This is a genomic window from Oerskovia merdavium (assembly GCF_014836755.1).
Classification (GTDB): Bacteria; Actinomycetota; Actinomycetes; order Actinomycetales; family Cellulomonadaceae; genus Oerskovia; species Oerskovia merdavium.
In genome coordinates this window covers 1-22,159 of the sequence record NZ_JACSQF010000032.1, presented here as the reverse complement: position 1 = coordinate 22,159, position 22,159 = coordinate 1, and the positions used below count along the sequence as shown (strand labels likewise).

Sequence of the window (22,159 nt, the reverse complement as noted above, 5' to 3'; positions counted from 1 at the left end):
AAACTCACGACCGAACGAACCTGCAGGTCAGCGCGCCGTCGCGCCGATCACATCACCGCGCCTGGTGAGAACGCCTCAGAGATCGATGAAAATGAGGGGAAGGGATCTCTGCAAACTCCGGAGTGGACGTCGATGATGAGACGTGGCTCAAATTCTGCGCGTGCTGATCGGCCTGGGATGTTCTTCCCCATCTACGTAGACCCAGCTGGACCCCAAATCGTCCACATCGGCGAGCCGCTGCCACAGGGGGAGAGCGAGGCGCCCGAGCTCGAAGGGCTTACTGCGGTCCTGCCGATTCGGCGCAACGGAGACGAGGGGCGCTGGCAGGTCTCGCCGGGTGAGCTGCGGTCGCGCCTCGAGCAGGGTCGCGTGCGCCTGGGGCGACAGACGAACTACGGATACGTCATCAACTACCTGCCGGATGGCGCGTACGCCGCAGTGCTGTCCGACCAGTTCTCCATCACGGGCCGAGCTGCGGACGGGTCGCTCGTTGCTGTCGGGGCGAGGGATACTCGCCGGGTTGCTCCGACTCAGTGGAAGGTTGCTTCACACAACGCGTCCGAGCAGGGCACAGGTCTGCTGAGCCAGTTCTTGCCCGATCGCAAGTTCCCCTTCCCCAAATCGCTCTATGCAGTAGAAGACGCCCTTCGATTCTTCGTAGAGAGCAAGCCCGACGCGCTCGTCCTCGACTTCTTCGCCGGCTCGGGAACGACCGCGCATGCCGTCATGAGGCTCAACCGTCAGGACGGGGGTCGGCGGCGCAGCATTTGCGTCACCAACAACGAGGTCGGCCCTGCTGAGCAGGCCGCACTTCGGGCACGAGGGCTTAATCCTGGGGATGAGAAGTGGGAGGCGCTCGGTATTTGCGATTACATCACTAAACCGCGTATCCGTGCTGCCATTACGGGCACCGCCTCGACCGGGTCTGCCGTCGAGGGAGACTACCGGTTCGCCGATGAGTTCCCGATGGCCGACGGGTTTCAGGAGAATGCAGAGTTCTTCACTCTCACGTACGAGGAGCCCGCGCTGGTCTCGCTCGGGCGACGATTTGAAGCGATCGCGCCGCTGCTCTGGCTTCGCGCCGGGGCGCGCGGTCAGCGCATCGGCGAGGTATCCCTGGAAGGCTGGTCGATCCCTGCCACCGCTTGCTACGGGGTCCTGTTTGACACCAGCGCCTGGGGCGCGTTCGTGGCAGCAGCCTCCAGTCGTGAGGACCTAACGCACGCCTTCATCGTCACCGACTCGTTGGTCGAGTACCAGCAGATCGTCTCGCGTCTCAGTCCGGCTCTTGCCACTACCCGGCTCTACGCCGACTACCTGCGTAGCTTCGAGATCAACGTGCGAACGACGTAGAAGACGCTGCCGGTCGGGCGCTCGCGCCTGTGTCCTGTCAACGACCGTTCATGAGACACCGACGGCGGTCGGGGCGGCTGGTCGGCGCGTCGTGTTTCATGGCTCGTGTCCGTGACCTATGTTCCGTGAGGGACGTTGGCGGTACATTTTCAGGATGGCTTCGATCGGATACGCACGCGTCTCGACCCGGGAACAGAACCCGGACGGCCAGACGGACCTGTTGAGCGCGGCCGGGTGCGAGAAGGTCTTCGTCGAGCACGCCTCGGGTGTGCTGGCGAAGCGACCGGTGCTGGACGATGCCCTGGACTACCTGCGTGCCGGGGACACGCTCGTGGTGACCAAGCTCGACCGGCTCGGGCGTTCGGTGCGCAACCTCAAGGAGGTCGCCGAGGGCCTGCAGGCGCGAGGTATCGGTCTCAAGGCGCTGTCCCAGGGCATCGACACCACGACGCCCGGGGGTCGGTTGTTCTTCCACATGCTCGCCGCGATCGCTGAGTTCGAGCACGACCTGATCGTCGAGCGCACCCAGGACGGTCTGGCTGCTGCGCGGGCGCGAGGGCGTAAGGGCGGTGGCCGGTTCAAGATGACCGCGACCAAGGCCCGCCAGGCTCGGGCGATGTACGACGAGAAGACCTACACAGTTCAGCAGATCGCCGAAACCTTTGGGGTCTCGCGCGGGACGATCTACCGCCACCTGGCCCAAGACGCCCGGTCCCTGTGAGGTAATCAGTGGTGCCGGCGCGGTGGGGGCCTCATCCGCATGCGCACCCGCGAAGGCATGGCCGTGGCCAAAGCCAAGGGCCGGCTCCGCGGGAAGAAGCCGAAACTCACCCCCGCCCAACAACGCCACCTCCTGGCCCTCCACACCGCCGGCGAGCACACCAGCGGCGAGCTCGCCGAGCTATTCGGCGTTGCCCGCGCCACCGTCTACCGCACCATCCAACGCGCTGCCGTTCCACGAACAGGTGGTGCATCGACCGGTTGAGACCGCCGTCGGTTTTGCCTCACTCGTTCGGTGTTCCCCCGTGCGTGGAGTTCCAAGATCCCCCGATCGTGGGTGGTGACGTCGCTTCCGCCTCCGGGATGATCGACGCATGACCGCCCTCACGGCACCGCTGCCCGTCCGTCTCGGACATCGCCTCTCGGCACTTGTACGCCGGACGATGCCATCTGTGGCCCGCAGAGAGCGCGCGATTGGTCTCGTGCTTGCTCTGGGTGTGCTCGCCCTCGTCGTCTCCGAGCTCGCGCGCAATCCTGTCGTCAACCCGTATGACCCCAGCTTGGAGATCTACTCCTGGTCGCCGTCCTGGGTTACTCCATTGCACGACGCCGCGCCGTGGCTGACAGAGGCTTACGTGCCCGTCGTGCTGGCCGGGCATGCATCCGCTGTTGCTGCCGTCGTGCTCGCGCGGTTTCGGCCGATCATCGCGACGGTCTTGGCCGCGCTGCCCTTCGTGGCGATACCGCTTTACGGCACGTTCTACTTCGGCTGGTGGTGGGCGCTGGCTGGTGTTGCGGTCCTGGCGGGGTTTACGCGAGTGCGCGATGCGGTGCCGGCCTACCTGCTCGCCATCGGCGTGATCGGCCTCTGGAACGCAACGCTGGTTATGACCGTGCTGGGGTTCGGATTACAGGTGACAGCCACCGGTGGACCCATGGGTTGGTGGACCGTATTGGGCTACGCCGCCTACCTCGCAGCGGCTGTCGCTGTCGCTGCTGCGCTCGGGTCCGGCCTGCGCTACGGCGCACGCAGCGCGGCGGCTCAGGTCGCAGAGCGCAGGGCGGTCATGGCTGAGTCGGTGACAGCGGAGCGTGCTCGGCTCGCCCGAGACCTGCACGACGTCGTCGCGCATCACGTCTCGCTCATCGCCGTGCGCGCTGAGAGCACCAGGTTCTCGCGAACGGACCTCGACGACGAACTGCGCAACGTCCTGACCGCTACAGGCGACGATGCCCGAAGCGCCCTGGCGGAATTGCGCCAGATCCTGTCCGTGCTGCAGCGTTCCGATACGCACGCTCTCACGCCTCAACCCGGCGCGGACGACGTCACACACCTCGTGGACGAAGCACGCGCAGCCGGTCAGCAGGTCGAGCTCAGCGGCACGTGGGAAGCGGTTCCGGCAGGGACTGGGTACGCCCTGTACCGTGCCGTGCAAGAAGGACTGTCCAACGCCCGGCGTCACGCACCCCACGCCCCCGTAAAGGTCCTGCTGGAACAACGCGCCGACGTCATCAGCGTCCGGATGACCAACCCCACCGATAAGGTGGACTTCCGGCTAGGTCCCGGTCTGACCGGGATGCGCGAACGCATCGAGGCGCTCGGCGGCGACCTGCACGTCAGCATCGAGGATGGCCTCTTCTTCGCCGTCGTGTGCATCCCGGTGGCTGAGGCATGACGGAGCAGATCGACGGGAGCGAAACTCTGTTGCAGGTCGACGAGACTCCTGTGCGACGCGTTGTCGTCGCCGACGACCAGCCCGTCGTCCGCCAGGGTTTAGCGACGATCTTCGGGGTCCCGGCCGACTTCGAGGTGGTCGGGACAGCGGCCGACGGCCTCGAGCTCCTCGACGTCATCTCAGCTACCCGACCCGATATCGCCGTCGTCGACGTGCGAATGCCGCGCCTGGACGGCATCGCAGCCACACGACAGATCGCCCGAGACTATCCTCAGACCCGCGTGATCGTCCTGACCACCTACGACCTCGACGAGTACGTCTACGAAGCGCTCCATGCCGGCGCCAGCGGATTCATGCTCAAGGACACCCCCGCCGAGCGCCTCGTCGAAGGTGTGCGCCTTGTGGCAGACGGGTCCATGCTCCTCGGTCCTACCGTCACCCGCCGGCTCGTCGCCGACTTCGCCCGCCGAGAGACCGCTCACGTGCCTGTGCAGTTCGATGCACTGACCCGGCGAGAGATCCAAGTCGTGCGCGCACTCGCCAGTGGGCTCTCCAACGCCGAGATCGCTGCGGAGCTCACCATCTCTGAGGAGACCGTGAAGTCGCACGTCTCGGAAGTCCTTCGCAAGACCGGCTGCAGAGATCGGGTCCAAGTCGTCATCGCCGCCTACGAAGCCGGGCTCAACCAGGTCGCTCCGCCGGCGTAAACCGTGGCTGACGAGCCCAACCTTGTCGAGATCCGACAAAGTCGACGGTGCCGGGTTGTCAGCGGCTCGCCCTACGCTCACAGTCACCTACGACTTGGAGAACCACGGTGGACCTGTTCAAGATCCAGCACGAGCTCATCGCCGACCGCACGCCAGATGCCTGGTACCGGCTCATGGTTGCCGGTCCGTCGTTTCACTACCGGTGGGACTTCGGTAGCGGAACTAGCGGGGCGTACAGCAACATCAGCGACGAGCACCACAGCCATGCGGTCTGTCGCGAAGAGGTCGGTCTCACGATGTCGTGGGGGATGGCTCCCTACAGTCGAGAAGAGCGCAACGAGCTGCACTTCGACTGGGCTAAGGACTTCGTGAACTCCGTCGTACGCCTCTTCTGGGTCGACTTCTTCTGGAACAACGCGCTCATCGACCGCGTGGAGCTCTGCCGAGTCGATGGCGGGCACGGAACGATCCCGATCCCTGATGTGCGGCACGAGGTCAGCGACTTCGAGACCTCTGTTGCGTACCTCGTGCACGACCTTGAGGGAAGCCCGAACCATGACCACCCGGGCAGCTATCTCGACACTCTCGAGGTGAAGCGGGTGGGACTGCCCCGGGAGTTTCCGTGCGCACGCAGACGGCGGTGCGCCGCAGCTTGGACCGCACCGGGACGCCGCGGCGTGGCCGTGGAGCCCAGCAGGTAGGGACGTCGTCGTGAAGTCGCTGTGGACGCCGACGGAGCTCGCGGCAGAGGTCGGGGTCTCGCGGGCCGCTGTGTACGCGTGGTTGCGTGCGACGTTCCCGCGCCCGGTCGACGGCCGGTGGTTGCTCGATGCGGGCATGGCCGCGCGTGTGCGTGAGCGGTTCGCCGCGACGGCGCTGGTCCGTGAGCATGAGTCGGGGCCGTGCTCGGTCGACGGGTGCGACAGGGTCGCGAAGGGGCGCGGGCTCTGCAAGATGCGCTACGACCGGTGGTACCGGACCGGGAGCGCGGACGGCGTCGGTGGCGGTGCGCACCAGCGGGCCAAGACGCACTGCCCGCACGGGCACGAGTACACGCCCAAGAACACGGTCGTCTACCCATCGGACGGGCGCCGGCGCTGCCGCGCGTGTCGCGAGGGTCGATGACGACGAGCTGCGCCGTCGCGGCGTGCGTGCACCGCAGGGTCGTTCCACGGTGGTCGCATCCACCCGACGAAAGGAGCACCCGTGGCCGTGACGATCGAGGTCTACCACCAGGACGAGCAGTGGCACGTTCGCCGGCAGGGCGAGCGTGAGCCGCTGTCCAACCACACGAAGAAGGACGACGCCGTCGACGCCGGGCGCGCGGCCGCCGAACGCGAGAGCGCCGAGCTCGTGATCAAGAACCTGGACGGGACGATCGCGCAGAAGGACTCCCACGGGCACGACCCACGCAACGTCCCGGGCTAAGCCATGGCCGGCGCGAGGGCGATGCCGTACGACGTCGCCCTCGCGCGCGTCGTCGAGCAGATCCCCGCGCCGGGCGCGCTCGAGGGCGGGTGCCGCTACGAGCCGAAGTGGGACGGCTACCTTCACTGGACTCTCGGTCTGTTCAGGATGTGTGTGCTAATAGGAAGGGCGCTCTGCGCGTGCCGACCGGAGAGGTGCTGTCGCGGTCGCTGCGGTGGAGCGCCCGGCGAGCATTCGCGGGACCGGGCGAGTGCGGCTCACGTGGCGGGCGTCGCCGGAGGCGTAGCGTGCAGTGAGGCCAGCAGCTGCAGCTTTTCGGCGCTGGGCGTGCCGGGCGCGGCCTGGTAGACGATCAGCTGGCGGCCCGGTGAGCCCTTGACGTCGAACGCGTGGTAGTCGAGGACGAGGTCGCCGACGTCGCGGTGGCGGAACGTCTTGGAGTCGTGCGTCTTGCCGCGCACGTCGTGCTGGGCCCACAGGTGGCGGAACGCGGCGCTGGCTGCCGAGAGCTCGACCACCAGCCGGCGCACGGCGTCGGCGGAGTCGACGTGCCCCAGGGCCAGGCGCAGGTTGGCCACGCAGGACTCGGCGGCCCGGTCCCAGTGGGCGTAGAAGCTGGTGCCGGCCAGGTCGAGGAACGTCATGCGCGCCAGGTTGTCGATGCGGTCGAAGTCGGAGTACAGGGCCCCGGCCAGGGCGTTGTGCGCCAGGACGTCGAGCTGCCGGTCGATGATCATCGCGGGGGTGGCCGGCCAGGCGTCGAGCAGGTCGAGCAGCGACTGCGGCGGTGTCGCGCTGACCGCGGTCAGGGCCGTGGGTGCCAGGTCGGCGAGGCGGAAGAGGTGCTCGCGCTGGTCGGTGTCGAGGCACAGAGCGCTGGCGATGGCGTTGAGCACCGACGGTGACGGTTTGCGTTCGCGTCCCTGCTCCAGCCGGGCGTAGTAGTCCACGCTGACGCCGGCCAGCAGGGCCACCTCCTCGCGACGCAGCCCGGTGACGCGCCGAGGGGTGTGCCCGGGCAGCCCGACGTCGTCGGGCTGGACCTGCCCGCGGCGTGCCTTGAGGAACGGACCGAGATCTGAGGTGCTCACGCTCCGACCGTAGAGGCAGCGCAGCCCACCAACCAGGACCTGGTGCCCCCTGGCAGCCGCTCGAGGCGTCGTGCGGGACACGTGCCCGGCGCGCCGGCTGCTCAGCGCCGGGTCATCACGAACCCGGCGTGGTGCAGCACGCCGTCGAGCAGCTGGCCGAACGCCCAGAAGCCGGAGTCGTCCAGGTAGGTGATGCGGTCGGTGTGGACCCAGTAGCGGCCGGTGTAGGCGTCAGCCCGCCCGCCACGGGTCTCCGAGTAGCGGCCGTCCGCCCGCAGGTGCTGCTGCAGGTCCCGGTGAGGGTCGTGCCAGGTGCCCACCCACGTCGCCCGCACCGTCGGGTCGGCGACGTCCTGCCCGGCAGGCCGGGTCGGTGTGCCGTCCCACGCCTCGAGGTGGCCCGCGACCCAGACGGCCAGCAGGTCACGCGGGTCGACGACCAGCATGGTCCGCACCTGCGCCTCGCTGACCGGTCGACGCACGACGGCGAAGGTGGCCGCGTTGCCGGGCACCAGGTCGTACCTGCCACGCCGGGAAGGTGGCAGCTGCGCCACGGCGCTGTCGACCGACAGCGGGACGGCATGGGCGCCGTCGGCGCCGATCACCTCCGTTCCGGCGTCGGCCGGCCCCGGGGCCAGGCGCTCCCCGACGACGTACAGGTCGCCGCGTCCCACTCTCCCGGGGGTCGCCCTGACGTGCGCGCCCGTGACGACGAACGCGTCGGCGCTCGGCGGGGTCACCGGCCGGCCACCGGGGTGGCAAGGCGCTCGGTGATCGCGGCGAGCGAGTCGTGCACCTGGGTGCGCAGCGCGTCGACGTCCACGCCGACGAGCTCGCCGTCCCACTTGCGGACCTGGCCCGCCACCCACACCGAGGTGATGTTCGAGCGGTCGGCGCCCAGCACGAGGGTCCCGATCGCGTCGTGCAGCGGCATGGTGTTGATCGCCTCGGCGTCCACGACGATCAGGTCGGCCTGCTTGCCGGGGGTGATGGAGCCGGTGCGGTCGTCGAGCCGCAGCGTGCGTGCTCCGGACAGGGTGGCGAAGTCGAGGACGTCGCGGGTGGTGATGCGGGTGGGCTCGCACCCGGTCCCGTACGCGGCGTTGACCGCACGCATGCGCTGGAGGGTCAGCAGCGCCCGCATCTGGGTGAACATGTCGGAGGCCAGCGCGACCTCCACGTCCACCGACAGCCCGGGCCGGATGCCGTGGGCGAGAGCCTCGTCGACCGGCGGGACGGCGTCCTCCAGCCCGATCTGGGCGTCGGAGGTGGGTGCCAGCGCGACCGTCACGCCGTGGTCGCGCATCGCTGCCCAGGCGTCCGCGGTGAGCGCCGTGGAGTGGATGGACTCCAGGTGTGGGCCGAGCAGTCCCTGGCTCTGCCAGGCGAGGACGGCCCGGGAGGCGCCCTGGCCGAACATCACGTCCAGGCTCACACCGATGTCCAGGTCGGTGGCGACCTCGGCCAGCTCGGGACCGTAGGCGAGGTGCCCGGCGATGTCTCCGGTGGCCAACGCTGCCATGCGCAGCGTCACGAGCTGGTCGTCGGTGGGGACGTACGTCGAGCGCAACCGGGCGAGATCCGCGGGCCACTGGCCGTCCCAGTCGCCGAAGTGCGGGCCCATGGAGGCGTGCACGCCGCGGATGCCGGAGTCGATCAGCGCGGTGATCGCGGCGTCCGAGTGCGCGGTGGTGCGTGAGTTGTGCGAGAAGTCGAGCATCGTGGTGATGCCGCCGTCCAGCGCGGTCAGCGCGGCCAGGCGGGTCCCGACGTACACGTCCTCGGGCGCGTAGGCGGGCGCCAGATGCATGAGCGTGGACTGCAGGTACCCGGCCAGGTCGTCGACGTCGGGGATGGTGCGGCGCATCTGCGCCTGCCAGGCGTGCCGGTGGGTGTCCACCATGCCGGGGGCCACGATGCTGCCGGTCGCGTCGACGACGATCGCGCCGGTGTCCGGCAGGTGCCGGCCGACGTCGACGATGCGTTCCCCGCGGACCAGCACGTCGCCGGCGTCGATGGTCCCCAGCGTGGGGTCCATCGTCACGACGGTGCCGCCGCGCAGCAGGACGATCCGGTCGGGGTCGGTGGCGGAGCGGGTCAGTGCGTCGAGGGTGGGGGCGGTGCTCATCGGGCGTCCTTCCGGTGCATGGTGTAGCCGGCGTGGTGCAGGGCGTCGTCGGCGAACGTGCCGAAGGCCCAGAAGCCGAGGTCGTCGAGGTAGTCGATGCGGTCGCCGTCGATCCAGTAGCTGCCCTGGAAGGCGTGCGGCCGGCCGCCGCGGGTCTCGTCGTAGCGGCCGTCGGCTGTCAGCTCTTGGTGGAGGAAGTCGTCGGTGTCGATCCATACGCCCACACGGCTCGGGTCCACCGCAGGCCGACCAGGCAGTGAGGAGGTGGCCGGGACACCGCCGAAGGACTCGCCGGCCCAGTGGGTGGGCCGCCCCTCGAGCAGTACGGCAAGGAGGTGCTCGGGCTGGGTGAACGCGGTGTGCAGCGCCGCGGGCAGGTCGGCAGCGTGCTGGGCGGGCACGGCGACGAGGCTGGCCTCGGATCCGGGAGCGAGCGTCCGGGCCCCGGTGCCGCGCGCTGCGGCGCCGAGGGTGGTGGTCGCGTAGAGGCGAGCCGGCAGGACGGCGGTGCCGGTGGCGTCGATGACCACGGCGCCGTCGTCCTCGGCTGCGGTGACGATCCCGGGTCCGACACCGACGATCAGCGTCGCGCCGATGAGGACGTCGGCTCCGTGCATGGTGCCGATCAGCGGGTCGAGGGTGTGAACGGTCGCGTTGGTCAGCAGCAGCGGCCGGTCGGCACCGGCGCGCACGGCGTCCAGACCAGCGGCAGTGAAGGAGGGAAAGGCGTTGGGCATGGCTTCACCCTCGTGCGTCCCGACGCGGGCCGGAAGGCCGGGACACACCCAGGGAGCGCTACACCCCGGCAACACGAGTGGCATGTCGCTGAGCGCGAGCCCGGGCGGCCCGACCCCCGACCCGCACCACACACGTCAACACCCATCTAGGAAGTTCAATCAACGTGCCTTCTCGAGCTTCAGGCGGCTCCGCGGACGATCAGCCGGGGACAGCGGGTGCCGCAGGGCTTGAGGCGCGCGAACGAGCCAGTAGACGACGCTACTGAGAACACGCCGCGGCTCTGCGAGACTGGCCCTCCGCCAACGTTTCACGCGTCCGTGCCTGGGGGCATGCTGCGGGGCGCACCGGCGGCGCCGATCGGAGGAGACCCCAATGGACAGACCGCGGGTGGCCGTCGTCGTCGGCAGTACGCGCCCGTCGCGGATCTGCCCGGACGTCGCGCGTTGGGCTCGGGACGTGCTCGGGCGCGATGCCCAGATCCGGTACGAGTTGCTTGATCTCGCCGAGATTGGCTTGCCTCTTCTCGACGAGCCGTTGAAGGCGTCCCTGCACCGGTACGCGCACGAGCACACGAAGCGTTGGAGCGCGATCGCGTCCTCGTTCGACGGCTTCCTGTTCGTGTCCCCGCAGTACAACTGGGGCTATCCGGCCGTGCTCAAGAACACGCTCGACTACCTGTACGAGGAGTGGCACGACCGGCCCGCGTCCGTGCTCTCGTACGGCACGCGGGGAGGCCGCAAGGGCGCGGCTCAGCTCCCGCAGGTGTTGCAGGGCTGCGTATGAGCGTCGCGGGCGCGCACGTCGAGGCGCGGATCGGCGACGCGGACGTCGGCCCCGATGGGCGGGTTGTGGACCTCGAGGCGACGCTGGGCCCGCACCGCGCGGAGCTGGAGGCGGTGGGCCGCGAGCTGCAGGCCATGCTCCTTGACGTGTCCGACTGACCGGCACGACGGCCGGTTACGCCAGGGCGCCTGGCTCTGCTGACAGCTTCGAACTCCTAGGCAAAGAGGCGCTGTAGTCGATGCCAAGAGTCGGGGATGCGCGATCGGGAGTGCGCCTGGCTCACGGCGTGGATCCGCCTCATGCGGTTTGGCGTTCGATGAGCTGGACTTGTAGTTCGATCGGGGTCTCGGGGTCGTCGTCCTTGTCGAGCCGGGCGAGCAAAACGGCGGCACCGAGCGTTGGGCGCTTACCATGCCCACGCCCGGCGAGACGCTCGTGGCGGCGAGGGAGGGCCGGGCCCGCCGAGCCGCTACGGACAACCGGTCCAAGCTCCGGCTGGTGGCATGAGAGCGCGTGATCGACGTCCCGAATGACCGCTATCGGACATAAGGTCCGTTATCGGCGCCTCGAAGTGGGGTTCCGGCCGGCGGGCTACGGTCGATGGTCGAGCTCATCTTCGATGACGGCTTCGAGCTCGGCCGCCGTCGGGAGCACGCGGCGGGTTTCGGCCGGCAGGCCTTGGTAGTCGGCCACGGCGACAGGTGCGCTGGTGCTCGCCAGTGCGTACTTGACGATCGGGCCCGACTTGCCCGTGCAGAGCAGGATCCCGATCGTCGGGGCATGGATCTCCGGTCGGCGGAGCTGGTCATCGATGATCGCGATGTACGTTCCTAGCTGGCCCAGGTGGCCGGGCTCGAACGAACCGATCTTGAGCTCGACCACGACGTAGCGCAGCTGCTCGACATGGAAGAACAGCAGGTCGACGTAGAAGTCATCCACGCGGTCCGAGGCGTCATCGGGCACGCTCAGGCGGACCTGTCGGCCGACGAAGGCCATGCCGCGCCCGAGTTCGAGCATCGTGTCCTGCAACCTGTCCATGAGTGCCTGCTCGACGTCGCGCTCCGCGACCCGCTCGACCAGGGCCAGGTGCTCGAACACGTACGGGTCCTTGACCAGCTGCTGCGCGAGCTCGGAGTCCGGCGCCTCGAGCGCGTCCGCGAAGTTCGTCGGCGCAGCACCGAGCGCCGAGCGCAGACCGGCCTTGATCTGGTGCTCCAGCACAGCACGTGACCAGCCATCCTGAGCCGCGCGTGCCGCATACCAGTCGCGTTCCTCGCGTGACTGGAGCCGCTCCAGTAGGACCACGACATGCCCCCAGGGCAATCGGCCAACAGGCTGTTGGCCGAACTCCTCGAGCGTTGGCCAAACCTCCGCGATGCGACGCATGTTCTTCAGATTCGACGGCGACCAACCACGCTGATCCGGGAACTCGCGCCTTAGATCCGCTGCCAGGCGGTCGATGACCTTGCTCCCCCACCCCGCGACCTGCTGACGATCGAGAATCTCGTGCCCCACCGACCAGTACAGCCGGAGGACCTCAGAGTTCACCGCCCGCGCAGCCCGGACACGGGTCGCACGCACCCGCGCCTTCAGGTCAGCGAGTAGCGCGGCGTAGCCAACAGGCTCGAGGTCCTGTCCCGGTGACGTCATGAGGACATCCTGCCCGAAGCCGCCGGCCCTCAGCATCGAGGGGGCGTCCGAACCTCGACGTCCGTGTCGAAGCCGGGGCAAGATCCGTCCATCGTGGTGAGGGGACCCCTGACTCGCCCAAGATGCTGGCGTGAGATCAGGGGTCTCATCGTCATCTGTGGCGAAAACCCGGGGTTCCGCGACGTCGCAGAACCTTCTTTCGCGACGCCTGACAAACGGTCGGTTCTGCGGCGTCGGACAACCTTGGAGACTTCCGACAAGACGGCATGGTCGAGCCAGGGGCCGGTGCTGGGCGAGTGGAAGCATCGATCGTCGTTGGTCGGTTATTATCGATGCATGTCGATCATGAAGCAGGGTGTGTGTCTGGCGTCGATGGAGGGTGTGGAGCCCGGGGTGGCGCTGTTTCGTTCGTTGGGTGATCCGGCGCGGTTGGCTATCGTGCGGCGGCTCGCGGCGGGTGAGGCGCGGGTCTCGGAGTTGACGGCGGAGCTTGGGTTGGCGCAGTCGACGGTGTCTTCGCACGTCTCGTGCCTGCGGGACTGTGGTCTGGTGGCGGGGCGGATGGAGGGTCGGCGGGTGTTCTACTCGTTGGCTCGGCCTGAGCTGTTGGACATGCTCGCGGCCGCGGAGGTGTTGTTGGCGGCCACGGGGAACGCGGTCGCGTTGTGCCCGACCTACGGGACCGACGCGGTCGTCGAGGCGACGGCGGGTGCGCGATGAGCGACGCGTGCGGGTGCTCGGACGACAAGGTCGAGGGCGAGGAGCAGGAAGCAGCGGTGAGCTGGTGGCAGGTCGGTGAGATCCGCGCCGCGGGTCTCGCAGCGCTCGTTCTGGCTGGGGCGTGGCTGTTGTCGCGCACTGCGGTCCCGGACTGGCTGGTCCTGGGCCTGGAGGGTATCGCGCTGGTCATCGCGGCCACGACGTTCGTCCCGGGCACGATCAGGCGCCTGGCCAAGGGCAAGATCGGCGTCGGCACGCTGATGACGATCGCCGCGGTGGGTGCTGTGATCTTGGGGCAGGTAGAGGAAGCCGCGATGCTCGCGATCCTCTATTCGATCTCCGAGGGGCTCGAGGAGTACTCCTTGGCGCGCACCCGCAGGGGCCTGCGGGCGCTGCTGGACCTGGTGCCCACCGAGGCCACCGTCCTGCGCGGGGGCCAGCACGTGAGCATCGCACCTGACGAGCTCGCGATCGGTGACGTGCTGCTGGTGCGTCCCGGCGAGCGGGTCGCGACCGACGGTGTGATCGTCGCGGGCACGACGGCCCTGGACGTCTCGGCGTTGACGGGCGAGTCGGTCCCGGTCGAGGCTGGCCCCGGCGCGACCGTGATGGCCGGATCGATCAACGGAACCGGGGCGCTGGAAGTGCGGGTCACTACCGGCGCTGAGGACAACTCGCTGGCGCGGATCGTGCACATCGTCGAGGCCGAGCAGGCCCGCAAGGGCAGCGGTCAGCGACTGGCCGATTCGATCGCGTCCAAGCTCGTGCCCGGCATTTTGATCGCGGCCGCGCTCATCGCGATCATCGGCGCCCTGGCCGGGGACCCGGTGCTGTGGATCGAGCGCGCTCTGGTCGTGCTCGTGGCTGCCTCGCCGTGTGCGCTGGCGATCTCCGTGCCGGTCACCGTCGTGGCCGCCGTCGGTGCCGCGTCCAAGGGCGGGGTCCTCATCAAGGGCGGGGCCGCGCTCGAGGAGCTCGGCAAGATCCGCGCTCTGGCCCTGGACAAGACCGGGACCCTCACCGAGAACAACCCTGCCGTCGTCGAGGTCACCCCGGCCCCAGGTCGCACCAGCGAGGAACTGCTCGCCGTCGCTGCGGGACTCGAGGCCCGCAGCGAGCACCCCCTGGCCCGCGCGATCCTCGCCACGACACCCTCTCGCCCGCAGGTCGACGACGTCGCCGCGGTCACCGGCGCCGGGATCACCGGCACGTTCGAGGGCCGCCAGGTCCGCCTCGGGCGCCCAGGGTGGATCGATGCCGGCCCACTGGCCACCCAGGTGTCCGCGATGCAAGAACGTGGCGCGACCGCCGTCCTGGTCGAGGACGACGGCGCCCTGCTCGGCGCAATCGCAGTGCGCGACGAGCTACGTCCCGAAGCCGCAGCAGTGATCGCAGCACTGACCAACGATGGATACACCGTCGCGATGCTCACCGGTGACAATGAGCGCACGGCCCGCTCCCTGGCCGCCGAAGCCGGCATCACCGACGTTCACGCGGACCTGCGTCCCGAGGACAAGGCAACCATCGTGCGCGAACTCGCGAACCGGCGCCCGGTCGCGATGGTGGGAGACGGCGTCAACGACGCACCAGCCCTCGCCACCGCGAACGTCGGGATCGCGATGGGTGCCATGGGCACCGACGTTGCGATCGAGACCGCCGACGTCGCCCTCATGGGTAACGACCTGCACCACCTGCCCCAGGTCCTCGCCCACGCCCGACGCACCCGCGCCATCATGTGGCAGAACGTCGCGTTCTCCCTGCTGCTGATCGGCGTCCTGATCCCCTTGGCGCTCTTCGGCATCCTGGGACTGGCCGCCGTCGTCCTCGTCCACGAAGTTGCCGAGGTCTTCGTCATCGCGAACGGCGTACGCGCCGGACGCTACCGGGCCCTCCCTGTGACAGTGGCGGCCCGGGACAACCACGCCGCCATCCCCGCATAGCAGAACTGACGTTTCTCTGACGTCGCACAACCTTCTTTCGCGACGTCAGAGAAACGGTCGGTTTAGCGGTGTCCAACAGCCCTGGGAGGTCAAGCGGCCGCGGGTGCCGTGGCTCGCCAGCGACAAGCTTCTTCGGGCGACGGTGATCTCTCGGCTCGAGCTGGATTGGTCGCCACACCGTCTAGTGTCCGCGCGATAGCGTCGAACTTGCGCTGCATGGGAGGCGAATCTCCCAGCATACGGACGGAAGGCACTGCTACTGGCTCGCCGGATGAGTCGTCCAGATCCGCTGCGGGAGGCAAGAGTCCTCTATACACCCTTGCCCAGTTCGTCCTTCAGGCCACTCGCCCTCGTGAGCGCCTGCCGTCTTGCCTCAGCGCGACTGGCCAGCGTTGCCCGGGCACGGTCCTCGTGCGCTGCTACTTGATCGCGCATCGCCGGCAGATAGGACTCGATCTGGTCCAGTCGTTCGCGTTATGGGTGTCCTCGTGGTGCTGGCCGTGCATCCCGCCATGCGGCATGGTGCTCATCGCCGTCTCCTCCGATCGCCTGTACCCCCTCAGAGATACCTGTCTCGCCGTACATCCCGACCCCTATGCGGAAACTCCCCACCGCAGCGGTCGAGTTTCCTTCCGTAGCGTCCCTTACCTGCTCAGTCATTGACGCGGCGCGCCACAGAAACCTCATCAAACCTTCATCGTCAGGCGCACCGTCCTGCGGGACGTGTAGGTGCGATTCTCCCGTCAATAGCAGCCGCGCCGCAGCCTGGTGACCCATATCGAGGCGGGTTGCGGCTGTAGAGGCGAGGCGCACACCTTTCAACGGGCCAGTAGCGCAAGGCTGCTTCACAGGTGCTACCGGTCGGCCCGCGTCAGGCGCTGTAGGGCTCGATGACGGTCTTGCCGGTGGTGTGGCCAGTCTCGACTGCGACGATGGCCTCGCCGGCTTGTTCGAGGGGGTAGCGGGCGGTGACGTGGGGGTCGACGAGGCCGTACTCGATGACCCCGGTGATCTTGGCCATGGCCTCGCTGGTGCGCTCGAGGGCGGAGCCGCCGATCTCGGTGGCCGTCGCGGGGTCGGCGGCGGAGATGATGCGCGAGGGGCTGGTGGCCAGTGCGGCGACCTGGCGCAGGGCATCCCCGCCGATCAGGTCGACGATGAGGTCCAATCCCTCGGGGGCGACCTCGCGCACACGGTCGGCCACGCCCTTCCCGGAGGGGACGAAGGTGGCCCCGGTGGACTCGACGATTTGGCGCTTGGTCTCCGAGGCGATGCCGATGACGGTGAACTGGTGGACCCGGCCGATCTGGGCGGCCATGAGCCCGACGCCGCCGCCGGCGCCGAGGATCAGGAGCGTCTGGCCGGCTTCGAGCTCGATCTGGTGGGTGGCGTCGTAGGCGGTGGCTGCTGCGACGGGGATGGTGGCGGCGTCGGCGAAGGAGATCTCCTCGGGCTTGGCCACCGCCTCGGTGGCCCGCACGATGGTGTCCTGGGCAAAGGCCCCGTATCCGGGGGCGACCGGACCGAGGATCGCATCGCCCACCGCGAAGCCTTCCACGCCGTCGCCGATGGTGGTGACGACGCCGGCGACCTCCTGACCCATGGGGGCCGGCAGCGGTAGGTCGGTGCCCAGAGCTCCGGAGCGGATCTTGTGGTCGATTGGGTTGACGCCGGCGGCGCGGACCTTGACCGCCAGCTCGCCCGGGCCCGGCGGGGGGGCCGGGCGGTCGACCAGCTGCTGGTTCTCCGGGCCACCGAAGTCATTGAATACGTACACCTTGGACATGGGGTTGCTTCTTCCTTCTTGTTGGTCGCTGAACGAGCCGAGTGTGGTCCCTGACCTGGCCGGCCGCTTCAGCCGGTGGTTGGTGTGCTCGTCAGGCGGTGGGGGGCTCGTCCTGCCCGGCTGCCTCGGCGGCGTCGGCCTCGTTCTTGGTCGGGTAGGCACCGTCGGCGGCGTGCTCGGGCGGGGCATAAACGGTGTAGAGCACGAGTGGCTCAGCACCGGTGTTGCGGAAGTTGTGCCGGGTGCCGGCTGGGATGGCGCACTGGTCACCGGCCTCGATCGGGTGGGTATGGCCGTTGAGGTCTGCCTGACCGGTTCCGCTGATGAAGGTGAGGATCTGGTCGGTGTTCTGGTGGACCTCATCACCGATCTCACTACCCGGGGGAATGGTCATGATGACGATCTGGGCGTGCTGACCGGTCCATAGCACCCGGCGGAAGTCGGGGTTGTCCTGGGCGACGTCGGCGATGGTGAAGTGCTCGATGTTGCCTTCGATGGTGAAGTGTTCTTCGGTGCTCACCTGGTGTTTCCTCCTGAGGTAGTGCTGGTTTCCAGCGGCGGGCCGGGACGGCTGGCGTTGAGGTGTCCTGGTCCGGTGCTGCTTACGGGCGGCGGGCCATTGCCTGTGCCTCGGTGGTGGTGCTCTGCGCCGGCGCTGTCGCCACGGCGCTGGTGGTGTCCTGGTGGCGGCGCAGCAGGCGCATGGCGTTGATAATGACGACCAGGACCGAAGCTTCGTGGACGAGCATCCCGATGGCCATAGTCACCCCGCCCAGGAGGACGCCGGCCAGCAGGGCGGCCACGGTGACCAGGGCGATGGTGATGTTCTGGCGCATGTTGTTCACGGTGCGCCGGGCCAGGCCGACGGCCTCGGGGAGCTTGAGCAGGTTGTCGCCCATGAGGGCGATGTCCGCAGTCTCCACGGCGACGGCAGAGCCGGCGGCGCCCATGGCCACTCCGATGTTGGCCGTTGCCAGGGCGGGGGCGTCGTTGACGCCGTCGCCGACCATGGCCACCACGTGACCTTGACGCTGCAGGCCCGCGACCGCGTCGAGCTTGTCCTCGGGCAGCAGGCCGGCGCGGACCTCATCGACCCCGGTCGCCGCACCAACTGCCTTCGCCACCAGCGGGGCGTCACCGGTGAGCATGACCACCTTCTTCACCCCGGCGTCGTGCAGACGGGCGACCATCTGCGCCGCGTCGGGACGGACCTCATCAGCCACCGCGACCACACCAGCCACCGCATCCTCCACGGCCACGATCATCGCCGTCCTGCCCGCTGCGGCGAGCTCCTCAGCGGCCTGCCCGGCGCCAACAGTGTCCGCGACGCCGTACTGCTCCAGCAGCGCCACGTTGCCGATGAGGACCCGGCGCCCGCCGATGGTGGCAGTGATGCCCTTGCCAGGCACGGGCTCGGTGACCTCGGGCAGCCCCGACGTGGCCAGCCCCTCCGCGGCTGCTGCCTCCAGGATGGGTCGGGCGAGCGGGTGCTCGGAGCCGGCCTCGGCCCGGGCTGCCCAGGTCAGCACCTGGGCGCGATCCATGGCTGGGGCCAGGACGACGACGTCGGTCAGGTGCGGGCGGCCCTTGGTCAGGGTGCCGGTCTTGTCCACCGCGACGGCGGTGATCTTGCCGGAGGTCTCCAGGTACTCCCCACCCTTGATGAGGATGCCGTCCTTGGCGGCCCGGCCGATGCCGGCGACGATGGAGACCGGGATGGAGATGACCAGCGCGCCGGGGCAGCCGATGACCAGCAGGGTCAGCCCGAGCACGACGTCACCGGTGATGAGTCCGACCACGAGGGCCAGGACCATGATGGCCGGGGTGTACCAGGCGGAGAACCGGTCCATGAACTGGGCGGTCTTGGCCTTGGCGTCCTGGGCGTCTTCGACGCGGTGGATGATGCGGGCCAGCGTGGTGTCGGCGCCGATGCCGGTGGCGAGCACCTGGAGGAACCCACCCTTGGCGACGGTTCCGGCGAAGACGTGGTCGCCCTTGGACTTCTCCACGGGGATGGACTCCCCGGTGATGGAGGCCTCGTCCAGGGCGCCGGTGCCGGCCACGACCTCGCCGTCCACCGGGACCTTAGCGCCGTTCTTGACCAGGACGATCTCGCCCATGGCCACGCTCGCAGCGGGCACCTCCACCTGCACGCCGTCGCGCATGACCACGGCCGCGTCTGGGGCCACGGCCACCAGCTCGGCCAGTGCCGAGCGGGTCTTGTTCAGCGTTGCGGACTCCAGGGCGTGCCCGATGGCGAAGAGGAAGGTCACCGCGGCGGCCTCCCAGTACTCCCCGATGATCACCGCGCCGATCGCGGCCACCGAGACCAGCAGGTCGATGCCGATGACCCGGGCCATGAGCGCCCGGGCTGCCTTGGTCACGATCGGGGTACCCGCGACCACGGCGGCGGCCACCATGAAGGCGTTGCTCCACGCATCGGAACCGAGGCCGCGGGCCACGAAGAACGAGATGAGGATCAGCGCCCCGGAGACCACTGGGATCGCCCACCTGCCGTACCACCACTGCTGCAGCTTGTTCATAGCTGTTCGACCTTCCTGTAGCTGTCCAACCCCAGTTCGGGGTGCTGACAACGACGTTATGAAGATCGGCACCGGGCAACCATGACCGGCGTCAATCAACCGCACACCCATCCGTGCACCGCCGCCGGGGCTGCTCTAGCGTGCTGGCGCAATGAAGAGCGTCACCCCCGAGTTTATCGGCGGTGCCGCTTAGCTGGTCCGGCTCAGAATGCGACCGGACGAGCCACGTAGCCTCGGCCCGCGGGCGCCCATGACCACACCCCAGTCCGCGGGGCCCGTGGGGCCGGGTGTCACGCGCATGGCGGGACGGCCCCGTCAGGTTCGCCTGGTTGCCAGTTCCTCCACCATCAGGCCCAGACCGCTACCGAGCATGAAGACGTCCCGAGCGATCCCCATGCCAGCCGGCGCTGGACGGATTCCGTCATCACGGGTGAACCCTGGCGTCTTGAGGTACACGGCCATCAATGCGGCCGAGAATCCACTTAGGCCGGCCGCGGCCACCCGGGTGGGTACCATCGGGGCTAGTAGCGCCGTGCCCAGAGCGATCTCGAAGGTCGACAACGCCTTCCCGAAGCGGACCGGGTCCATCTTCTTCAAGAACGGGAACGCGTTGGCGGCCTGGTCCCGCAGCCCCGTTGCCCCGTCGACGTCCAATGACCGCTTAGTGATTCCGGTGTTCAATATGAAGGCCCCGCTCGCCAGGCGCGGCGGGACATGGTGAAGCTTGACGCTCATAGCAATCTCTCCTGAGTTCTTGGGACGTGGGTCTACCAGCGGTTCACACGTGAGAATGCAGCGGGCAGGCTTCCGCTGATCATTGACGGGCCCGGCGGCCCGGTGCGGCCCTGATGGGTGGCGGGATGACGCCCGGGCAGTGCGCTCGCGCTTGGTCTGGGCACCGGTCGACGTCCCTGGTCGCCCTAGTGGAGGCGGGTCCTAGCTGTCCTCCGAGATAACGCTTGCGGTAACGCCGGCACCGCCGACGGTCACCAGGATGTCCTCGACGTCCAAGCGTCGGGGGTCGTAGTCGACGTCAACCCGGTGCGAGTGCAGATCGATGTGCACGGCCTGCACCCCGGAAGACGCTTCAGGTGCCGGTTGATGTCGGTGGCGCACGAGGGGCAGAAAAACTCGCCCAGGCGCAGCTGCAGGTGCGCCGCCTGTGCCATGACGCTCACTGTCCTTCTCCTTGGCGCGGCGGGCGTCAGAACGCGGCAGGCTTGGCGACGTACCCGGCCTTGCCCACAGCGGCGATCAGGTCCTCGACGCTGGCCTTGGCCGGGTCGTGGTCGACCTCGATGCGTGCCGAGGCGAACTGGACCTTCACGGCGCTGACGCCGTCCAGGCGTCCGACACGCTTCTCGATCTTCGCCACGCAGGAGGGGCAGGAGAAGCCTTCGGCGCGCAGGGTCGTGTGGGTGGTGGTGGGAGCGGTGGTGCTCATGGTGTGTTCCTTCCTTCTCTGACGAGGTCTCACCCTTCTTGGGTGCTGACTACGACGTTACGAGCGGGCCAGGAACCGAACCATGACGTGCATCAATCAACCGCAGCAGACGTGAGAGAGTCCTCGCCCCTCAGGCACTGGCGGCCACGGTGGCGAGCAGACGGTCGCCGTCCAGGATGGCGGTCCATCTGCGGCCGGAGTCGATGATGCCGTCCTTGCGGAGCTGGCTCATTACCCGGGAGACGGACTCCGGTGTCGAGCCGGTCATGCCGGCCAGGTCAGTGCGAGACAGCGGCAACTGGATCAATGTGGCACCGGAGGAGCTGTCCTGGCCGAACTTCTCGGCTAGGCGCAACAGCGTGGTCGCTACCCGCTGGGCGACGGTGGCGGTGGATTGCGCGGTGACGTCCGCACGCGCTTGCGCTAGCAGCGCGGTGACGTCGTCCACCACCCGTAGGGCGACCTCGGGGTGTTGCGTCATGACATCGCGGAAAGCGCGTGTGTCGATGCGTAACGCGCAGGTGGTGGTCAGGGCGCGAACGGTTTCGGGGTAGGTGGGCTGGCCCAGGGTGTGCATGCCTCCGAAGAGGTCGCCAGGGGCCAGGAGATCGACGACGACGTCCTGGCCGTTCGGGGTCGGGCGGGAGACCTTGGCGCGCCCGGCTGCCATGACGTAGAGATGTTCGGCCACGTCGCCGGCTGTGTAGAGCGGGTCGTCCTCAGCCCAGGACAGCGAGACCATGCGGTGGTCGATACCGACAAGATCCTCGTGGGACAGACCGGCGAAGAGCGGCACCTGGCCGAGAACCTTCATGCGTACCGGCAATGGACAGTGATGGGGCTGGGCGCAGGTTGAGCGCAGCGGGACTCGTCGTCGGCCAGGTGCGCCGGTAGCCGAATTGACCGGGGAGGATGCACCGTGCGATGCGGCGGAGCCGGGTTCGCTGCTCACGATTGCCTCCTGAAAGTGATGCTAGATGCGCCGAGACGAATAAGCACGTGCTTCGTCTCATTATTGGTAGCCGTAATGGTCAGGCGAGCGTGTATTCGCCCGCCTCCTGCACGGCTGCCTCGATGGCCGAGCGGTTCAGCTCGACGTCGTCCTTGTGCTTGAGGATGATGCGCGCTTCGCCGTCGGGAATGATCTCGGTGGCGACGGCACCGATACCTGCCACGAGATAGAGCCTGTCCTTGATGGCCCGCGCATCCTCGGCTGTGGTCATGCCGGCGACGGTGTAGATAGTGCTGATCATGCCCTGCTCCTGTCAGATCCGGCCGTTGAACGCCTGCATCGCGGCGTCCTCACGGGTGCCGCCACGACCGTCACCGTACACGGCGTAGTCGGTGATCCACTCGATGGACTTGATCCACTTGACCGGGGCTTGACCCCTGATCGTGGACACGCGGGTGGTTTCACGCGGCGAGTGCCAGCGTAGCTTTGTGGTGGGCGTT

The 22,159-nt window shown here is 68.4% G+C and carries 23 protein-coding genes and 2 pseudogenes; 12 read left to right on the top strand and 13 right to left on the bottom strand.

The window, feature by feature from the left end:
• From H9641_RS19520 to H9641_RS19485, 8 genes and pseudogenes are all read left to right on the top strand, one after another.
• The coding region (locus tag H9641_RS19520; protein WP_225220750.1) for a DNA methyltransferase at positions 1–1,353 on the top strand (1,353 nt) is incomplete at its 5' end.
• Between the two features lie 154 nt (positions 1,354–1,507).
• Positions 1,508–2,074: a recombinase family protein gene (locus H9641_RS19515; protein ID WP_191806065.1), complete on the top strand. Its 567-nt coding sequence runs from the start codon at positions 1,508–1,510 to the stop codon at positions 2,072–2,074.
• 30 nt (positions 2,075–2,104) lie between these two features.
• Positions 2,105–2,338, top strand: a pseudogene (locus tag H9641_RS19510) (helix-turn-helix domain-containing protein); the annotation flags it as partial.
• Positions 2,339–2,447: 109 nt separating this feature from the next.
• A complete protein-coding gene (locus H9641_RS19505) occupies positions 2,448–3,749 on the top strand; it encodes a sensor histidine kinase (RefSeq protein ID WP_191806064.1) in 1,302 nt (433 codons plus the stop codon).
• Positions 3,746–4,456 (top strand): response regulator transcription factor, encoded by a 711-nt coding sequence (locus tag H9641_RS19500; protein ID WP_225220749.1) that lies wholly within the window; start codon positions 3,746–3,748, stop codon positions 4,454–4,456. The genes H9641_RS19505 and H9641_RS19500 overlap by 4 nt, the downstream gene beginning before the upstream one ends.
• Positions 4,457–4,563: 107 nt before the next feature.
• Positions 4,564–5,157, top strand: coding sequence for a hypothetical protein (locus H9641_RS19495; RefSeq protein WP_191806063.1), 594 nt, complete (start codon positions 4,564–4,566; stop codon positions 5,155–5,157).
• A 10-nt stretch (positions 5,158–5,167) separates the two neighbouring features.
• On the top strand, positions 5,168–5,581 hold the full coding sequence (locus H9641_RS19490) for a helix-turn-helix transcriptional regulator (RefSeq protein WP_191806062.1): 414 nt from the start codon (positions 5,168–5,170) through the stop codon (positions 5,579–5,581).
• An 81-nt stretch (positions 5,582–5,662) separates the two neighbouring features.
• Positions 5,663–5,884 carry a DUF2188 domain-containing protein gene (locus H9641_RS19485; protein WP_191806061.1) on the top strand — a complete coding sequence of 74 codons (222 nt, stop codon included), beginning with the start codon at positions 5,663–5,665 and terminating at the stop codon, positions 5,882–5,884.
• Between the two features lie 257 nt (positions 5,885–6,141).
• Here the strand turns inward: H9641_RS19485 and H9641_RS19480 are convergent, their stop codons facing one another.
• From H9641_RS19480 to H9641_RS19465, 4 genes are all read right to left on the bottom strand, one after another.
• A complete protein-coding gene (locus H9641_RS19480) occupies positions 6,142–6,975 on the bottom strand; it encodes a helix-turn-helix domain-containing protein (protein WP_191806060.1) in 834 nt (277 codons plus the stop codon).
• Between the two features lie 101 nt (positions 6,976–7,076).
• The gene (locus H9641_RS20860) at positions 7,077–7,715 is read right to left on the bottom strand and encodes an Atu4866 domain-containing protein (protein WP_251152025.1); all 639 of its coding nucleotides are present in this window, start codon (positions 7,713–7,715) and stop codon (positions 7,077–7,079) included.
• Complete coding sequence (locus tag H9641_RS19470) at positions 7,712–9,103, bottom strand: amidohydrolase family protein (RefSeq protein ID WP_191806059.1); 1,392 nt, start codon at positions 9,101–9,103, stop codon at positions 7,712–7,714. Before H9641_RS19470 ends, H9641_RS20860 begins: the two co-directional genes overlap by 4 nt.
• Positions 9,100–9,840 (bottom strand): Atu4866 domain-containing protein, encoded by a 741-nt coding sequence (locus tag H9641_RS19465; protein ID WP_191806058.1) that lies wholly within the window; start codon positions 9,838–9,840, stop codon positions 9,100–9,102. Before H9641_RS19465 ends, H9641_RS19470 begins: the two co-directional genes overlap by 4 nt.
• 388 nt (positions 9,841–10,228) lie before the next feature.
• Here H9641_RS19465 and H9641_RS19460 point away from each other — a divergent pair, with 388 nt between their 5' ends.
• On the top strand, positions 10,229–10,624 hold the full coding sequence (locus tag H9641_RS19460; protein WP_318244700.1) for an NADPH-dependent FMN reductase: 396 nt from the start codon (positions 10,229–10,231) through the stop codon (positions 10,622–10,624).
• Positions 10,621–10,782: a hypothetical protein gene (locus H9641_RS20405; RefSeq protein WP_225220747.1), complete on the top strand. Its 162-nt coding sequence runs from the start codon at positions 10,621–10,623 to the stop codon at positions 10,780–10,782. Before H9641_RS19460 ends, H9641_RS20405 begins: the two co-directional genes overlap by 4 nt.
• Before the next feature lie 433 nt (positions 10,783–11,215).
• Here the strand turns inward: H9641_RS20405 and H9641_RS19455 are convergent, their stop codons facing one another.
• Positions 11,216–12,274, bottom strand: a complete 1,059-nt coding sequence (locus tag H9641_RS19455; RefSeq protein WP_191806057.1) for a PDDEXK nuclease domain-containing protein — start codon at positions 12,272–12,274, stop codon at positions 11,216–11,218.
• A gap of 336 nt (positions 12,275–12,610) precedes the next feature.
• On the opposite strand from H9641_RS19455, the gene H9641_RS19450 reads away from it, so the two are divergent.
• Together H9641_RS19450 and H9641_RS19445 are read left to right on the top strand one after the other, a co-directional pair.
• Entirely contained in the window at positions 12,611–12,994 is a 384-nt protein-coding gene (locus tag H9641_RS19450) for an ArsR/SmtB family transcription factor (protein ID WP_191806056.1), read from the top strand.
• Positions 12,991–14,934, top strand: a complete 1,944-nt coding sequence (locus tag H9641_RS19445; RefSeq protein ID WP_191806055.1) for a heavy metal translocating P-type ATPase — start codon at positions 12,991–12,993, stop codon at positions 14,932–14,934. The genes H9641_RS19450 and H9641_RS19445 overlap by 4 nt, the downstream gene beginning before the upstream one ends.
• A gap of 871 nt (positions 14,935–15,805) precedes the next feature.
• On the opposite strand, the gene H9641_RS19440 is transcribed toward H9641_RS19445, so the two are convergent.
• The 8 genes and pseudogenes from H9641_RS19440 to H9641_RS19405 form a co-directional block, all read right to left on the bottom strand.
• Complete coding sequence (locus H9641_RS19440) at positions 15,806–16,720, bottom strand: NADP-dependent oxidoreductase (protein WP_191806054.1); 915 nt, start codon at positions 16,718–16,720, stop codon at positions 15,806–15,808.
• Positions 16,721–16,811: 91 nt separating this feature from the next.
• Complete coding sequence (locus H9641_RS19435) at positions 16,812–17,240, bottom strand: cupin domain-containing protein (RefSeq protein WP_013882304.1); 429 nt, start codon at positions 17,238–17,240, stop codon at positions 16,812–16,814.
• A gap of 82 nt (positions 17,241–17,322) precedes the next feature.
• A complete protein-coding gene (locus H9641_RS19430; protein WP_191806066.1) occupies positions 17,323–19,263 on the bottom strand; it encodes a heavy metal translocating P-type ATPase in 1,941 nt (646 codons plus the stop codon).
• Positions 19,264–19,578: 315 nt separating this feature from the next.
• Positions 19,579–19,998 carry a hypothetical protein gene (locus H9641_RS19425; protein WP_013882306.1) on the bottom strand — a complete coding sequence of 140 codons (420 nt, stop codon included), beginning with the start codon at positions 19,996–19,998 and terminating at the stop codon, positions 19,579–19,581.
• 469 nt (positions 19,999–20,467) lie between these two features.
• Positions 20,468–20,707, bottom strand: a complete 240-nt coding sequence (locus H9641_RS19420) for a heavy-metal-associated domain-containing protein (protein WP_154795784.1) — start codon at positions 20,705–20,707, stop codon at positions 20,468–20,470.
• A gap of 130 nt (positions 20,708–20,837) precedes the next feature.
• Positions 20,838–21,659 carry a Crp/Fnr family transcriptional regulator gene (locus tag H9641_RS19415; protein WP_225563477.1) on the bottom strand — a complete coding sequence of 274 codons (822 nt, stop codon included), beginning with the start codon at positions 21,657–21,659 and terminating at the stop codon, positions 20,838–20,840.
• 79 nt (positions 21,660–21,738) lie between these two features.
• Positions 21,739–21,960 (bottom strand): hypothetical protein, encoded by a 222-nt coding sequence (locus H9641_RS19410; RefSeq protein ID WP_168631482.1) that lies wholly within the window; start codon positions 21,958–21,960, stop codon positions 21,739–21,741.
• A gap of 12 nt (positions 21,961–21,972) precedes the next feature.
• Positions 21,973–22,159 (bottom strand): annotated as a pseudogene (locus tag H9641_RS19405) (hypothetical protein); the annotation flags it as partial.

Bases quoted from the DNA above. Each gene is read 5' to 3' on its own strand.
- H9641_RS19515 (WP_191806065.1), top strand. From the start codon at position 1,508: ATGGCTTCGATCGGATACGCACGCGTCTCGACCCGGGAACAGAACCCG.
- H9641_RS19505 (WP_191806064.1), top strand. From the start codon at position 2,448: ATGACCGCCCTCACGGCACCGCTGCCCGTCCGTCTCGGACATCGCCTC.
- H9641_RS19500 (WP_225220749.1), top strand. From the start codon at position 3,746: ATGACGGAGCAGATCGACGGGAGCGAAACTCTGTTGCAGGTCGACGAG.
- H9641_RS19470 (WP_191806059.1), bottom strand. From the start codon at position 9,103: ATGAGCACCGCCCCCACCCTCGACGCACTGACCCGCTCCGCCACCGAC.
- H9641_RS19465 (WP_191806058.1), bottom strand. From the start codon at position 9,840: ATGCCCAACGCCTTTCCCTCCTTCACTGCCGCTGGTCTGGACGCCGTG.
- H9641_RS20405 (WP_225220747.1), top strand. From the start codon at position 10,621: ATGAGCGTCGCGGGCGCGCACGTCGAGGCGCGGATCGGCGACGCGGAC.
- H9641_RS19455 (WP_191806057.1), bottom strand. From the start codon at position 12,274: ATGACGTCACCGGGACAGGACCTCGAGCCTGTTGGCTACGCCGCGCTA.
- H9641_RS19450 (WP_191806056.1), top strand. From the start codon at position 12,611: ATGTCGATCATGAAGCAGGGTGTGTGTCTGGCGTCGATGGAGGGTGTG.
- H9641_RS19445 (WP_191806055.1), top strand. From the start codon at position 12,991: ATGAGCGACGCGTGCGGGTGCTCGGACGACAAGGTCGAGGGCGAGGAG.
- H9641_RS19440 (WP_191806054.1), bottom strand. From the start codon at position 16,720: ATGTCCAAGGTGTACGTATTCAATGACTTCGGTGGCCCGGAGAACCAG.
- H9641_RS19430 (WP_191806066.1), bottom strand. From the start codon at position 19,263: ATGAACAAGCTGCAGCAGTGGTGGTACGGCAGGTGGGCGATCCCAGTG.
- H9641_RS19425 (WP_013882306.1), bottom strand. From the start codon at position 19,998: ATGAGCGTCAAGCTTCACCATGTCCCGCCGCGCCTGGCGAGCGGGGCC.
- H9641_RS19420 (WP_154795784.1), bottom strand. From the start codon at position 20,707: ATGAGCACCACCGCTCCCACCACCACCCACACGACCCTGCGCGCCGAA.
- H9641_RS19410 (WP_168631482.1), bottom strand. From the start codon at position 21,960: ATGATCAGCACTATCTACACCGTCGCCGGCATGACCACAGCCGAGGAT.